Raw genomic sequence first — 13,807 nt, forward strand, 5'->3', positions numbered from 1 at the left:
TCACCCGTCGTACCCGACGCGCGGGTCGATAATCGTGTACAGGAAGTCCTGAAGGATGTTCGTGCCGACCAGGATGAGGATGAAGATGAACATCAGCGTCCCGATGAGCGGCAGGTCCCCGTTGATGGCGGCGTTGAAGAACAGCCAGCCGAGGCCGTTGATGGCGAAAACCGTCTCGACGAACACCGACCCGCCGAGAAGCAGGAACGCCTCGCCCGTGATGATGGGCACGAGCGGGATGAGCGCGTTCCGGAAGATGTGCTTCCAGACGAGCGAGCGCCCGGAGACGCCCTTCGCGCGGGCGGTCTCGACGTAGTTCGAGTTGATGGTTTCGAGGACCGCGGTACGGCCGATACGCATCTCGTTGCCCATCGACGCAGAGCCGAGGACCAGCGCCGCGGGGGCTATCTGCTTCGTCGCTCGGACGAACGACTCGATCCACCCGCCGGGGTCAGCGAGGAACTGTTCGACCGGCGACTGGAAGAAGCCGAGCGCTGGGGGTGTGACGACGTTCGTCCTGACAATCCACGTCTGCCACGTGAACAGGCCGTTCGTCCACGACCCGAGCTGTGAGAGGGCCGTGACGAGCATGATGGCCAGCCAGAAGTTCGGCATCGCGCGCCAGACGATTCCGCCGAAGGAAGCGGCGTAGTCGGAGGGCGTGTTCGGGTTCAGCCCGGCGTAGAAGCCGAGCGGAATCCCGACGAACAGCGCGATGACGACCGACCAGAACCCGAGCCAAATCGTCCGGGGCGCGTAGATTTCGATGAGTTCGTACGCGGTCGTCCCGGGCGCAATGACCCACGACTGGCCGAGTTGGAAGGTGAACAGGTCGTACATGAAGTCGAGGTACTGACTCCATAGCGGCTGGTTCAACCCGAGGTTCGTTCGAATCTGTTCTGCCGCCTGTGGGTTGTATTGCGTCCCCAGAATCGCTGAAACGGGGTCGAGTGGCCCCAGGCGGATGAGGGCAAACGTAATCGTCGTCCCGAAGATGACGACAGGAATCGACATCAGTACCCTGCGGAGGAAGTACTGCCATCGACTCATGGCATCACCTCGCAGACCGTTCGAGCGGACATTGTTGTAAGTTTTTACTGAGTGGTATGGATATGTCTTGCGCTTTGAGGTCCAAATATCGCAGTTTCAGCAACTCTGATGCCAGATTATTTCATATAGTGGCCACTAATTGTACGCTTGTCAAAAATATTCGGCCGTTTCGATTGAGACGGGACGCGAAAGCGTTCCCGTGTTCCTCGGTTTTATCGGTTGAGGGTGACGGTGTTGAGCTTCTGGCGGCTCGGACCCATCCCACCGAACGGTTCGATGTCGACGGTGTCGTACCAGAACGTCTCTTCTTTCTGGTTGTAGACCGGCAGCATCGCGACGTCTTCCCAGTTGGCCATCTCGATGTCGACGTAGGCCTCGTCGCGGACCTGCTGGGCCTCGTCGGTCGGCGCGGGGTTGTTGACGACCTGCTGATAGGCGTCGGTCGCCTGCTGGGCGGCGTCGCCGTTTTCGGCCGTCCAGTTGACGTACGAGATGGGGCCCTGTTCGGACGTATCAGTCTGCGGCGGATTCAGGAGCTGCAGGAAGTTGTCCGGTGCCGGCCAGTCGGCAATCCAGCCGAGGGTGTACGCTTCGAGCTGACCGTTGCGGCCGCGTTCGAGAAGCGTCGAGAAGTCGGCCTTCTGAATCTGCATGTTGATGTGGGCGGATGCGAGCTGGTCGCGGAGGATGCTCGCCATCTCCTCCCACGCGTTGTTGTTGTACTGGGTCCACTGGACCTCGAACTGGTTGTCCGGACCGTAGCCGGCCTCCTCCATGACCTGGCGGGCGGCCTCGATGTCCGTCTCGCCCGCGCTGTACGGGTAGTCGGAGCTGACGAGGTCGCTCGCGGCCTGCGCACCGCCGGGGAAGATGGTCGGCGGCGTAAAGAGCTCCGCCGCGGAGCCGCGGCCCTTGAACACTTCCGAGACCATCTGGTCTTGGTTCAGGACGTAGGCGAACGCCTGACGGACCGCCTTCGGGACCTTGTTCATGTTGAAGCCGACGTAGTAGATGGAGAGGGTCGGAACGCCGACGTAGTTGAGCGTCTTCCCGTTACGGACGGGCCCGTACGTCCCGATTTCGCGACCGTACTCGTCGGTCGACTCCACCTGAGCCAGTCCGGGGTCGTACTGCGCGGTGGGCAGGGTGAAGTAGTCCGCGTTCTCGTTCATCGCGTAGTTGTAGCGGGCCGTGTCGTCCTCGATGACCTGCCAGCGGACGTTGTCGACCTGCGCGACCTGCCCGTAGTAGTCGTCGTACTTGGAGACGGCCGCGGCGGTGCCCTGCTCCCAGAACGCGAACTCGAACGGACCCGCACCGATGGGGTTGTTCGACGCGAACTCGGTGTACTCCATCTCGCCGTCGTGACCCTCGATGTCGCCGAGGACGCCCTCGGGAAGGGCGGCAAAGGAGGTGTAGGCGAACATCTCGAGGGTGTCGTGGAACGGCTCCGAGAGGTTGACGACGAGTTCGCTCTCGCTCTCGCCGACTTCGAGACCGAGCGACCCGGGCACGTAGTCGCCCTCGTCGTCCGTCTCGTGTTCGACGCCGACGGAGTCGAGGATGAAGTAGGCGCGACGGCTGTTCTCGGAGGCCGCGAGGCGCTCCCACGAGTAAATGAAGTCCGAGGCGGTGACCTGGTCGCCGTTGTGGTAGGTCGCGTCCGCGAGCTCGAACGTGTAGGTCGTGAAGTCGTCGGAGACCGTGTAGTCCGCGGCGAGTTCGTTTTCGACCGTCGGGAGGGCGTTCTGGTAGGACATCAAGCAGTCGAAGACCTGCTGGATGAGGATGCCCGACGACGTGTCGGTCGCGGCGACGGGGTCCATCGTCGTGATGGTCCCCGAGAGGGTGCGGTTGAACACCGACCCGGACAGCTCCGTGCCCGTGTCCTCTTGGGTCGTCGACGAGGTGGTGGTCTCCTCGCCACCGGATTCGGTCGTCGTCGTCTCTTCACCATCACCGCCGGTACAACCGGCGAGAGCGGCGGCCGTGGCAGCCCCACCCGTTGCCTTCAGGAAGCGGCGACGCGAGAGTTTGTTAGTGTCTGGCATTCAGAACGAAATTTTCCCGGCGCGTGGATAAACTTACCGTATTCGATTTGTTTGATATAGTGTAGCGTGGAAGGGAGGTAGTTCCATACCCAAGCGGCGAAAACTGCCACGAGAATCCCTACAAAACTCGTTTTACATTTTAAACCCGCTTTCGAGGCGACAGAATCAGTCAACGGGACACTTCTCGGCCCGCAGTTTCGGTCCACTTATATAGGGGTGTCACTATGTATCATACATGACGCCGGATGCGACGGCTTCCGTCGACGACTCGGGCGCCGAGGTCATGGCCTCGGTGGATCGCTCTCAGACGGGCCAGCGTCTTATTATCGCGGATATCTCCCGCGACGACGCGTGGCTCGCTGCTGACGTAGCCGACGCGCTCGCGCTCGACGAGTGGCAGTAATCGCACCGGCCCCGTAAGCCCGCCGCCGGACGCCCGGCGGACAGACCATTCACATTTTAGTCCGACTCGCTCGTGGTACGCTGCATGAACGCTCGAGCGGTGACGGTGAGCGAGGAGTACCTCGCCCGTCTCGAACACGGTGCGGACTGGCGCGAGGAGATCGAGGAGTTCTGCGCGCGCAAGGACATCGAGTCCGCGTGGTTCAACGCCATGGGTGCCGTCCAGGACGCCGAACTCTGGTTTTACGACCAGACGGACCAGGAGTACCAGTCCGTGACGTTCGACGAGCCGCTCGAAGTCGCCGCCTGCGTGGGTAACGTTGCGCTCCTCGACGGCGAACCCTTCGCACACACGCACGCAATCCTTTCTCGACGTAGTGGGCAGGCGCTCGCCGGACACCTCGACTCTGCGACCGTCTTCGCCGGCGAACTGAACCTCCGCGCCTTCGAGGAACCGCTCGAACGCGACCACGACGCGGTGACCGACCTCGACCTCTGGCTGTAACCGTGCGCGAGGAGGAAACCCGGTACTTCCGTCGCATCGAAGCCCGCCTCGACGAGGCGTTCGACCTCGCGGAGGCCGCGAAGGCGACGGGGTACGACCCGAAGACCGAAGTCGAGATTCCGGTCGCCAAGGACATGGCCGACCGCGTCGAGAACATCCTCGGCATCGACGGCGTCGCAGAGCGCGTCCGCGAACTCGAAGGCGAGATGTCCCGCGAGGAAGCCGCGCTCGAACTCGTGACCGACTTCGTCGACGGCAACGTCGGCGACTACGACTCCCGCGAGGGCAAAGTCGAGGGCGCGGTCCGAACCGCCGTCGCCCTCCTCACCGAGGGGGTCGTCGCCGCCCCCATCGAGGGTATCGACCGCGTCGAAATCCTCGAAAACGACGACGGCACGGAGTTCGTCAACGTCTACTACGCCGGCCCGATTCGCTCGGCGGGCGGCACCGCACAGGCGCTCTCCGTGCTCGTCGCCGACTACGCCCGCTCGCTGCTCGACATCGACGAGTACAAAGCCCGAACCGACGAGGTCGAGCGCTACGTCGAGGAGATAAACCTCTACGACAAGGAGACCGGCCTCCAGTACTCGCCGAAGGACAAGGAGTCGCGCTTCATCGCGGAGAACATGCCCATCATGCTCGACGGCGAAGCCACGGGCGACGAGGAGGTCTCGGGCTACCGCGACCTCGAACGCGTCGACACCAACTCCGCCCGCGGCGGCATGTGTCTCGTCATGGCCGAGGGCATCGCGCTCAAGGCCCCGAAGATTCAGCGCTACACCCGCCAACTCGACGAGGTCGACTGGCCGTGGCTCCAAGACCTCATCGACGGCACCATCGGCAAGGACGACGACAACGCCGCGAACGCCGACGACGCGGGCGACGACGGCGACGAAGCCGAGGCCGAGGACCCGGACGCAGAGGCCGACGACGCCGAGAGCGACGCCCCCGACGGCCCGACCCGCGTCGAACCCGCGACCAAGTTCCTCCGCGACCTCATCGCGGGCCGCCCGGTGTTCGGCCACCCCTCCGCGCCCGGCGGCTTCCGCCTGCGCTACGGCCGCGCTCGCAACCACGGCTTCGCGACCGCGGGCGTCCACCCCGCGACGATGCACATCGTGGACGACTTCATCGCCACCGGCACCCAAATCAAGACCGAGCGTCCCGGCAAGGCCGGCGGCGTCGTCCCCGTCGACTCCATCGAGGGGCCGACGGTCAGACTCGCTAACGGCGACGTGCGCCGCATCGACGACCCCGAGGAGGCGAAGGAACTCCAGAACGGCGTCGAGAAGATTCTCGACCTCGGCGAGTATCTCGTCAACTTCGGGGAGTTCGTCGAGAACAACCACCCGCTCGCGCCCGCCTCGTACGTCTTCGAGTGGTGGATTCAGGAGTTCGAGGCGACCGAGGCCAACGTGCAGGCGCTCCGCGACGACCCCGCCGTCGACCTCGAAGAGCCGTCGGTCGAACAGGCCCTCTCGTGGGCGACCGAGTTCGACGCCCCGCTCCATCCCGTCTACACCTACCTCTGGCACGACATCTCTGTCGAGCGGTTCGACGCGCTCGCCGACGCCGTCGCGGCCGGTGAAATCGTCGCCGCCGAAGCCGACGGCGGCACGACCGCCGCGCTCGAACACGACAACGAACCCGAGCGCGGACTGGAGGGGACGCTCGTCCTCGACAACGCGCCCGAGATTCGGGAGGCGCTCGAACACCTGCTCGTCGCTCACCGACAGACCGACGAGGCGCTCCGCGTCCCCGTCTGGCGACCCCTCGCCCGGAGCCTCGGCCTCACCGACGACCGCGAGCGGACGTGGGAACTCGATGACCTCTCCGAACGCGCCCGCACGTGGGACGACGGCGACAACGCCGTCGAGGCCGTCAACGAGGTCGCGCCGTTCACCGTCCGCGAGCGCGCGCCCACCCGAATCGGCAACCGGATGGGTCGCCCGGAGAAATCCGAGCGCCGCGACCTCTCGCCCGCGGTCCACACGCTGTTTCCCATCGGCGAGGCCGGCGGGAGCCAACGCGACGTTGGCGACGCCGCCAGACACCGCGGCGAGTCCGGCAAGCGCGGCCAGATTTCGGTCCGCCTCGGTCAGCGCAAGTGCCCCGACTGCGGCGCGTTCGGCTTCAAATCGAAATGTCCCGACTGCGGCGGTCACACCGAACCCCACTACGAGTGCGACGACTGCGGGACCGTCCTCGAACCCGACGAGTCGGGCCGCGTCTACTGCGAGCGCTGCGAGTGGGACGTCGAGAGCGCCGAGTGGCAGGACGTCGACTTGAACAGCGAGTACCGCGACGCCCTCGAACGCGTCGGCGAGCGCGAGTCGTCGTTCCAGATTCTCAAGGGCGTGAAGGGCCTCACCTCCGCGAACAAGACGCCCGAACCCATCGAGAAAGGCGTCCTGCGGGCGAAACACGACGTGTCGTCGTTCAAAGACGGCACCGTCCGCTACGACATGACCGACCTGCCCGTCACCGCGGTCCGCCCCGAGGAACTCGACGTGACCGCCGACCACTTCCGCGAACTCGGCTACGAGACCGACATCGACGGCGAACCCCTCCGGTTCGACGACCAACTGGTCGAACTCAAAGTCCAGGACATCGTCCTCTCGAACGGCGCGGCGCAACACATGATGCAGACCGCCGACTTCGTCGACGACCTCCTCGACCAGTTCTACGGCCTCGACCGGTTCTACGAAATCGAAGAGCGCGACGACCTCATCGGCGAACTCGTCTTCGGGATGGCCCCCCACACCTCCGCCGCGGTCGTCGGCAGAGTTGTCGGATTCACGACAGCAGCAGTTGGATATGCTCATCCGTACTTTCACGCCGCGAAACGCCGGAATTGCGACGGGGACGAAGACTGCGTCATGCTGCTCATGGACGGTCTTCTCAACTTCTCGAAAGAATATCTCCCCGACAAGCGCGGCGGGCAGATGGACGCGCCGCTCGTCATGTCCTCGCGAATCGACCCCTCGGAGATCGACGACGAGGCGCACAACATGGACATCGTGCGGCAGTACCCCCGCGAGTTCTACGAGGCGACCCTGCGGATGGAAGACCCCGACGACTGGGAAGACGAAGTCACCATCGCCGAGGAGTACCTCGGAACCGACCGCGAGTACACCGGGTTCGACCACACCCACGACACCACGGACATCGCCGCCGGCCCGGACCTCTCTGCGTACAAGACCCTCGGGTCGATGATGGACAAGATGGACGCCCAACTGTTCCTCGCGCGGAAGCTCCGGGCGGTCGACGAGACGGACGTGGCCGAGCGCGTCATCGAGTACCACTTCCTGCCGGACCTCATCGGCAACCTCCGCGCCTTCTCCCGACAGGAGACGCGGTGTCTCGACTGCGGCGAGAAGTACCGCCGGATGCCGCTTTCGGGCGACTGCCGGGAGTGCGGCGGCCGGGTGAACCTCACGGTCCACCAGGGCTCCGTGAACAAGTACATGGACACCGCGATTCAGGTGGCAGAGGAGTTCGACTGCCGCGACTACACGAAACAGCGCCTCGAAGTGCTCGAAAAGAGCCTCGAATCGGTCTTCGAGAACGACAAAAACAAACAGTCGGGCATCGCGGACTTCATGTAGTTTAGCGGTCGATTTTTCCTCCAGGTTTTGCGAGTCGAGCGGAGCGAGACTCGGAAAAAGTGGAGAACGAGCAGTCGGGCATCGCGGACTTCATGTAGTTTAGCGGTCGGTTTTTCCTCCAGGTTTTGCGAGTCGAGCGACTCCGCCGCTCGGCGTCTCAGTCCTGCGCCGCCCCTAACCCGTGGAAGCCGTCGGCGGCGACGACGTACACCGCGCCGTCGACGGGGACTGCGGCGGCGACGCCCTGTGAAACCACGTCCGCCACCTGCACTTCCGGGGTCTGGTGTGTCCATAACTGACGCTCTTCATCAGTGTTGTACGCTGCTAGTCGTCCCTGCTCATCGGAAACCAGCAATGCTTCTCGTGCGCGCGCGTGCGGAGCGCCGACGAATCGCGTCGCCACTTCTTTCCCGTCGTCGCGAGACAGCGTCGCGGTCTCCCCGTCGACCGCGACGTGGAGCACGTCGTCGGTGACGACCGGCGCGCCGCTTCCCGGCGACCGCCATCGTTCGGTGCCGTCGCTCGGGGCGAGCGAGAGGAGTTCTCCGTCGCGGGTGGGCAGATACGCGGCCTCGGGCGTCGCCACCGGCGTCGTCCACTCGCTCGTTCGCGCCTCGACGCGGAAGCGCCGCTCGCCCGTCGCGAGGTCGACGGCGTGGACGGCGTCGCTCGTCACGACGAACATCGTCCCGTCGGCGACGGCGGGCGCGCCCTTCGCGTCGCTTTCGAGGTCGTAGCGCCAGCGTTCGCTCCCGTCCGCGAGCTCGAACGCCCGAAGCTGGGTCGGGACGCCGTCGAACCCGCCGCCTGAGACGACGGCGACGCCGTCGCCCACCGCGGGCGGGCCGTGGATGCCGTCCATCTCAGGGCCGCGCCAGAGCACTTCGTCGCGGTCGGCGGCGAGACAGAACACCTCGATGAAGGTCGTGACGACGACTCGGTCGCCCGCGACGACGGGCGGCGAGTTCACGCCATAGCCGACAAGCGGGGTTACCGCTCGCTCACCCATCGTCGAGGGCTCGCGTCGGACGAACGCTCGCTCGTCGCGCCCGCGCCCATGGAGGTTGTAGAGGCGGTCGCCGTCGAGGACGGGTGAGCCGCCGGCGTTCAGCCGCCAGTACTCCTCGGCGTCGGTCGGAATCGAAACGTCGGGGTTGTAGCCGGTGTTTCCCGCGTCGAAGCGGTACTGCGGCCACGCCCCCGACGGCGAGAGCGCGGGGTCGCCCGGCGGCGTGGCCGTCACGCGTTCGTCCGGCCCGGAGGTCGGACCGTAAGTCGTAGACGGTTCGGCGGTGGTGGTCGTCGCCTCGGTCGTCGTAGGACCGGACGACCCGCCGTCGCGGCCGAGACAGCCGGCGACACCGAACGACGCGCTTCCGAGCAGTTGGAGGAATCGGCGGCGGCTCCGAAGACGGGGCATACTGTCGGATCTATGATGTGGCGGTAAGTGCTTTGTCGAGCCACGAGATTCTATATCGCGGTATTTGATTTATTATTTATATGCGGACATCACTGCCGGCCTATTGCTGGGCTCGCCCGACCTCGACGCGGATTCGGCCGTTCCTTTTTATCCGCTCGCGCGACGACTAGTCGCGTATGGCTGACGAGACACAGCCGACGGTGGGAATGACGGTGTACGCGGCGGACGGAACCGAACTCGGGAGCGTCCGCGGTTTCGACGACGACGGCTTCTTCGTGACGACCCGCGAGGGACTCGCGGGGATGTCCGTCGAACACGAGCGCGCCGGCCACGAGTTCGGTGAGGCCGAGTTGATGTGGCGGTGTAGCGACTGCGGCGAAATGGGCGACCTCGACGAACTGCCCGACGCCTGCCCGAACTGCGGTGCCGAGCGCGAGCAACTCTACTACTGGACCGAGGACTGAGGGGTCGCCCCGATTCGACCGCTGCGCCGCGAAACTCGCTATTTTTGTCGCCCGCCGAGTACGGGTAGCCATGCGTATTCTCGTCTTCGGCGCGGGCAGCCTCGGCACGCTCGTCGGCGGTCTCCTCGCGTCGGTCCACGACGTGACGCTCGTCGCCCGCGACCCGCACGCGGCCCGGGTGTCGGCGGCCGGGCTCGATATCGTCGGTGCCGGGTCGGCGCACATCTCGCCGGCCGCGACGACGACCGAGACGGGCCATTCGGCGGACCTCGCGCTCGTCACGGTCAAGTCGTTCGACACCGCGACCGCTGCCGACGCGCTCGCTGACTGCGACGTGGACGCGGTGCTGTCGCTCCAGAACGGACTCACCGAGGAGACGCTCGCCTCTCGCCTCGACGCGCCGGTCCTCGCGGGAACGGCGACCTACGGTGCGCGATTAGTCGAGTCGGGCCGCGTCGAGTGCACCGGCGTCGGTCGGGTCGTCTTGGGCGCGCTCGACGGCGGGCCCGACCCCCTCGCGGAGCGCGTCGGGAAGGCGTTCCGCGACGCGGGGCTCAACACGCTCGTCGCGACCGACATGCCGCGACGGCGCTGGGAGAAACTCGCCGTCAACGCCGGCATCAACGCGGTCACCGCGCTCGCGCGGGTCGAAAACGGCGCGCTCGCGGGCGACGACGCCGGCGAACTCGCACACCGAGCGGCCCGCGAAACGGCCCGCGTCGCCCGATTAGAGCGCGTGTCGCTCCCGAACCGCGTCGCCCGCGAGGCGGTCGACCGCGTGGTCGAAAAGACCGCCGCGAACCGCTCGTCGATGTTGCAGGACGTGGCGGCCGAAAAGCGGACCGAGGTGGACGCTATCAACGGTGCGGTAGTGGATATCGCCGCCGACCACGACCTCGAGGTGCCGACGAACCGGACGCTCGCGGCGCTCCTCCGGGCGTGGGAGCGGGGAGCAGGGCTTCGGTAGTCGCGTCGGACCCGAGACGCCCGTGTGCGAGCTATTCGAGGTAGCCGAGGTCGCGGAGTCGGTCCTGCGCCTCGTCGTCCATCTGGTCGACCGAGTCGTCCGACACGTCGGTGTCGAGCGCGTCGGTCCACGCGCCGCCGATTGCGTCTTCGAACTCCGCGAGGGCGACCTCGGTCTCCGCGATGGCCTCGTCGCCCGTGTCGGCGTCGGCGACGTTCTCGGTCTCCTCGGGGTCGTCGTCGATGCGGTAGGCTTCGTCGGGGATGCGGTCGATTCGGACGTACTTGGCGTCGGTCCGCCGCGCCGCCCGCATCCGGGAGTAGAACCGCGAGTCTTCAGGCAGGGTGATGCCGGCGCTCGACGCCTTTTCTTCTAGCTGCTTGAGTTCGACCACGGGACGGGAGTACTCGACGAAGGCGTACTGACCGTCGCGGCGCTGACCGGGGTCGTCGTTCGACGCCTGCGCGAACTCCCGGTAATCGGCCGACAGGAGCGAGCGCGTGCGGTCGAGGCCGACCGCGTCGTCGCCGGGGGTCGCGGGCTCGCCGCCTTCGACGCCGAGCGAGTCGAGCACCGTGTGGTAGAGGTCGACCAGTTCGACCTGGTCGTCGCGTCGCTCCGCGTCGAGGTCGGGGTGTTTGACCATCAGCGGGACGTTGATGAGCGGGTCGTACAGGCAGAACTCGTGGCCGTAGAGGCCGTGTTCGCCGTGGAGTTCGCCGTGGTCGGCGCAGACGACGACCATCGTGTCGTCCCAGCGGTCGGTCTCTTTGAGGTGGTCGAACAGCCGGGTGAGCTGGTCGTCGATGTGGGCGATTTCGGCGTCGTAGAGCCCGCGGATGTCATCCCACTCGTCGTCGTCAATCTCGTAGGCACCGGCGTTGTACTCCTTGGAGTTCTGGCAGACCTCGGTCGAATCGACACCCGGCGCGAAGCGCTCTTTGTACTCCTCGGGCGGGTGGTACGGCAGGTGCGCGTCCATGAGGTTGACGAACGCGAAGAACTCCTCGGAGTCGTCGATGAAGTCGATGGTCTGGTCGACGACCGCGGGCGTCTTCGAGTCCGCGCCCTCGCCGCCGGCGAGATACTCGTGGGCGGTGTTGCCGAGGCTGACGAGTTTGTCGGCGAGCGTCCGCAGCGCGTCGCTGTCGTTCATCGTCTTCCAGGCCTTCGCCAGCGGCCCCGACAGGAACTCGCCGGGCATGACCTCGAAGAAGTTGTCCTGCTCCGCGAAGCCGTCGGTCAGGTGCGTATAGGGCGTTATCCACGCGTTCGAGGAGTAACAGGCGGTGTCGTAGCCGGCCGCCGAGAGCGTCTCGGCGAGCGTCGTCGCGCCTTCGAGGTAGGGGTTCTCCTGGTCGGCCCCGTGCTGGCTGGGGTACATCCCGGTGAAAAGCGAGGCGTGGACCGGCAACGTCCACGGCGCGGGCGCGACGGCCTGCTCGAAGACGGTCGCCTCGTCGGCGAACCGGTCGAGGCCCGGCGTCGTCGGGCGGTCGTAGCCGTACGGCGTGAGATGGTCCTTTCGGACGGTGTCCATGACGACGAAGAGGACGTTCTCGGGCGACTCGGCAGTCATACCCGAGGGTGGGGAGTAGTTGCCGATAAAACTCCTGTTCTCGGCCGCCGCCGCGACGAAAACGTCCGAACCGCCGAGTTAGAACGGGGCCTGCGGGCCCTGGTCGTCCTCGATATCGGTCGTGTCGTCGCTGGTGTCGCCGGGGAACGACGGACTGCCGCCGCGGCTGTCGCCGCCCATCCCGCCGTCGCCGCCCATGCCGGTGTCGGCGTGGACCTCGTTGATCTCGGGAATCTCCTTGACCATGCGGGTCTTGATGGCCTGGATGGTCATCGGGGAGATGCCGCACCCGGAGCAAGCGCCGCCGAGGAGAACGGTAACCTCACCGGTCTCGCGGTCGAGGTCGCGGATGGCCGCGCTGCCGCCGTGCATCTGGATCTGCGGGAAGTTCCGACGGAGGAAGTTCACGACACGCTCTTTGAGGTCGTCCTCGCCGTCCTGCGTCTCCGTGCTCATGCACGCGGCTTCGAGGTGAACGTGCTTAGGCCTTTGGTTCGGGGTTACGCCTCGACGCCGAAGACCCGCCGAAGCTCGCCTTCGATTTCGTCGACGTAGCGGTCGAGGACGGCGTCGAGCTCGTCGTCGTCGATTTCGACCGCCGTCAGCCGCTCCGCGGGGTCGTCGGGGAGCTGCACGGAGAAGTCGCCGTCATCGTAGAACGGCTCGGACTCGTTGAGAATCTGCTGGTCGACCCCGTGGATGAGCGACGAGTCGAACTCGTCGTTCATCGTCTCGAAGGCGTTCTTGTACGCGCGCTGGAGTTCGGGGAAGTAGTTGGCGTACTTGTCCTCGAACTTCTCGGGGTCGAACTCGGTCATACTCGGAGCTTTCGCGCTCTGAGCAAAAAATCGGACGGTTAGTTCGTCACAACCTCGGAGGATGGATTTGATGTGTGCCTTTCTTTCAGCTTGGCCTATAGTGGACCATCTGATTAGTACACCTGCTCACCGACCGTCGAGGAATCTGCCAACTCAAAGGGATTTCCGATCATTAAGCGAGATACGATATGTATGTTCAAAAGCTATCTGCGAACTTACTTATGTTGATAGAATATAGTTGAATTCATGACTCAGCAGCGTCGTGCTGTTTCTTCAGTCATTGCAGTTGTTTTGATGGTTGCAGTTGTCGTTATTCTCAGTGCAACCGTTTCTGCTGCCGTTCTTAGCATTACAGAAGATCTCAATGAACCAGCTCCGACAGTTGCGCAAACGAGTGGCGATTTTATTCCGGGAGCGGACGATCAAGAAGTGCGGGTGACCCACGTTGCTGGCGACAGCGTAAGGGTTGAAAACATCGAGATAATCGTTAGAGCGTCCGGTCCTGACGTGGATACTAAGGAACGGCTCATCAATCTACCGGCAGATGGTAGTGATATTGACGAAGAAAACTTACAAAACGATAATGGGTTGATTAGTAAGGGGTACGGAGATGCCGGTCCCGCGGACCCGAACCAAGTGATTATAGAAGATTATCCGACTGATGACAACGTCTGGGATGTCGGTGAAACGATTCAATTCGAAATAAATGTCGGTGAAGCCGACTTCCGAAGCCAACCCGATAGGACAGGCCCAAACGCGGATAAAGTCGAAATCACGATTGTTCATACTGAGTCAAACGCGATACTGTCTGAAGAGGTGTTTAGACCCTAACTGGTGAAGGATCGTACACAACTGTCTTGATATGGAACTAGTGGTGTCACACATTGGTCAGTAAACCTCCTGTACTGACCGCAACCGGATCAGAATCTGTCACTTTCTAAGG

Annotated in this window: 12 protein-coding genes; 6 read left to right on the forward strand and 6 right to left on the reverse strand. The window is 64.5% G+C overall.

The window, feature by feature from the left end; all coding sequences use genetic code 11:
* The gene (locus DEQ67_RS00295; RefSeq protein ID WP_004065796.1) at positions 1-1,050 is read right to left on the reverse strand and encodes an ABC transporter permease; all 1,050 of its coding nucleotides are present in this window, start codon (positions 1,048-1,050) and stop codon (positions 1-3) included.
* Positions 1,051-1,262: 212 nt separating this feature from the next.
* Positions 1,263-3,101, reverse strand: coding sequence for an ABC transporter substrate-binding protein (locus DEQ67_RS00300; RefSeq protein WP_004065794.1), 1,839 nt, complete (start codon positions 3,099-3,101; stop codon positions 1,263-1,265).
* Positions 3,102-3,336: 235 nt separating this feature from the next.
* Between DEQ67_RS00300 and DEQ67_RS00305 the strand changes: the two genes are divergently transcribed.
* From DEQ67_RS00305 to DEQ67_RS00315, 3 genes are all read left to right on the forward strand, one after another.
* Entirely contained in the window at positions 3,337-3,504 is a 168-nt protein-coding gene (locus DEQ67_RS00305) for a DUF7556 family protein (protein ID WP_004045091.1), read from the forward strand.
* An 84-nt stretch (positions 3,505-3,588) separates the two neighbouring features.
* Positions 3,589-4,008, forward strand: coding sequence for a PPC domain-containing DNA-binding protein (locus DEQ67_RS00310; protein WP_004045093.1), 420 nt, complete (start codon positions 3,589-3,591; stop codon positions 4,006-4,008).
* Between the two features lie 2 nt (positions 4,009-4,010).
* The gene (locus DEQ67_RS00315) at positions 4,011-7,616 is read left to right on the forward strand and encodes a DNA polymerase II large subunit (RefSeq protein WP_115801987.1); all 3,606 of its coding nucleotides are present in this window, start codon (positions 4,011-4,013) and stop codon (positions 7,614-7,616) included.
* Between the two features lie 157 nt (positions 7,617-7,773).
* On the opposite strand, the gene DEQ67_RS00320 is transcribed toward DEQ67_RS00315, so the two are convergent.
* Entirely contained in the window at positions 7,774-9,036 is a 1,263-nt protein-coding gene (locus DEQ67_RS00320) for a PQQ-binding-like beta-propeller repeat protein (RefSeq protein ID WP_115891813.1), read from the reverse strand.
* Between the two features lie 176 nt (positions 9,037-9,212).
* Here DEQ67_RS00320 and DEQ67_RS00325 point away from each other — a divergent pair, with 176 nt between their 5' ends.
* Positions 9,213-9,500, forward strand: coding sequence for a DUF7130 family rubredoxin-like protein (locus tag DEQ67_RS00325; protein ID WP_004065787.1), 288 nt, complete (start codon positions 9,213-9,215; stop codon positions 9,498-9,500).
* A 70-nt stretch (positions 9,501-9,570) separates the two neighbouring features.
* Positions 9,571-10,467: a ketopantoate reductase family protein gene (locus DEQ67_RS00330; RefSeq protein ID WP_115891814.1), complete on the forward strand. Its 897-nt coding sequence runs from the start codon at positions 9,571-9,573 to the stop codon at positions 10,465-10,467.
* Between the two features lie 31 nt (positions 10,468-10,498).
* On the opposite strand, the gene DEQ67_RS00335 is transcribed toward DEQ67_RS00330, so the two are convergent.
* The 3 genes from DEQ67_RS00335 to DEQ67_RS00345 form a co-directional block, all read right to left on the reverse strand.
* Entirely contained in the window at positions 10,499-12,046 is a 1,548-nt protein-coding gene (locus DEQ67_RS00335; RefSeq protein ID WP_115891815.1) for a sulfatase, read from the reverse strand.
* Between the two features lie 78 nt (positions 12,047-12,124).
* Complete coding sequence (locus DEQ67_RS00340) at positions 12,125-12,502, reverse strand: NifU family protein (protein ID WP_004045112.1); 378 nt, start codon at positions 12,500-12,502, stop codon at positions 12,125-12,127.
* Positions 12,503-12,546: 44 nt separating this feature from the next.
* On the reverse strand, positions 12,547-12,864 hold the full coding sequence (locus DEQ67_RS00345) for a DUF5783 family protein (RefSeq protein ID WP_115801990.1): 318 nt from the start codon (positions 12,862-12,864) through the stop codon (positions 12,547-12,549).
* A 246-nt stretch (positions 12,865-13,110) separates the two neighbouring features.
* Between DEQ67_RS00345 and DEQ67_RS00350 the strand changes: the two genes are divergently transcribed.
* Positions 13,111-13,695 (forward strand): type IV pilin, encoded by a 585-nt coding sequence (locus tag DEQ67_RS00350; protein ID WP_424020155.1) that lies wholly within the window; start codon positions 13,111-13,113, stop codon positions 13,693-13,695.
* Positions 13,696-13,807: the final 112 nt, after the last annotated feature.

This window comes from Haloferax sp. Atlit-48N (assembly GCF_003383015.2).
GTDB lineage: Archaea > Halobacteriota > Halobacteria > Halobacteriales > Haloferacaceae > Haloferax > Haloferax volcanii.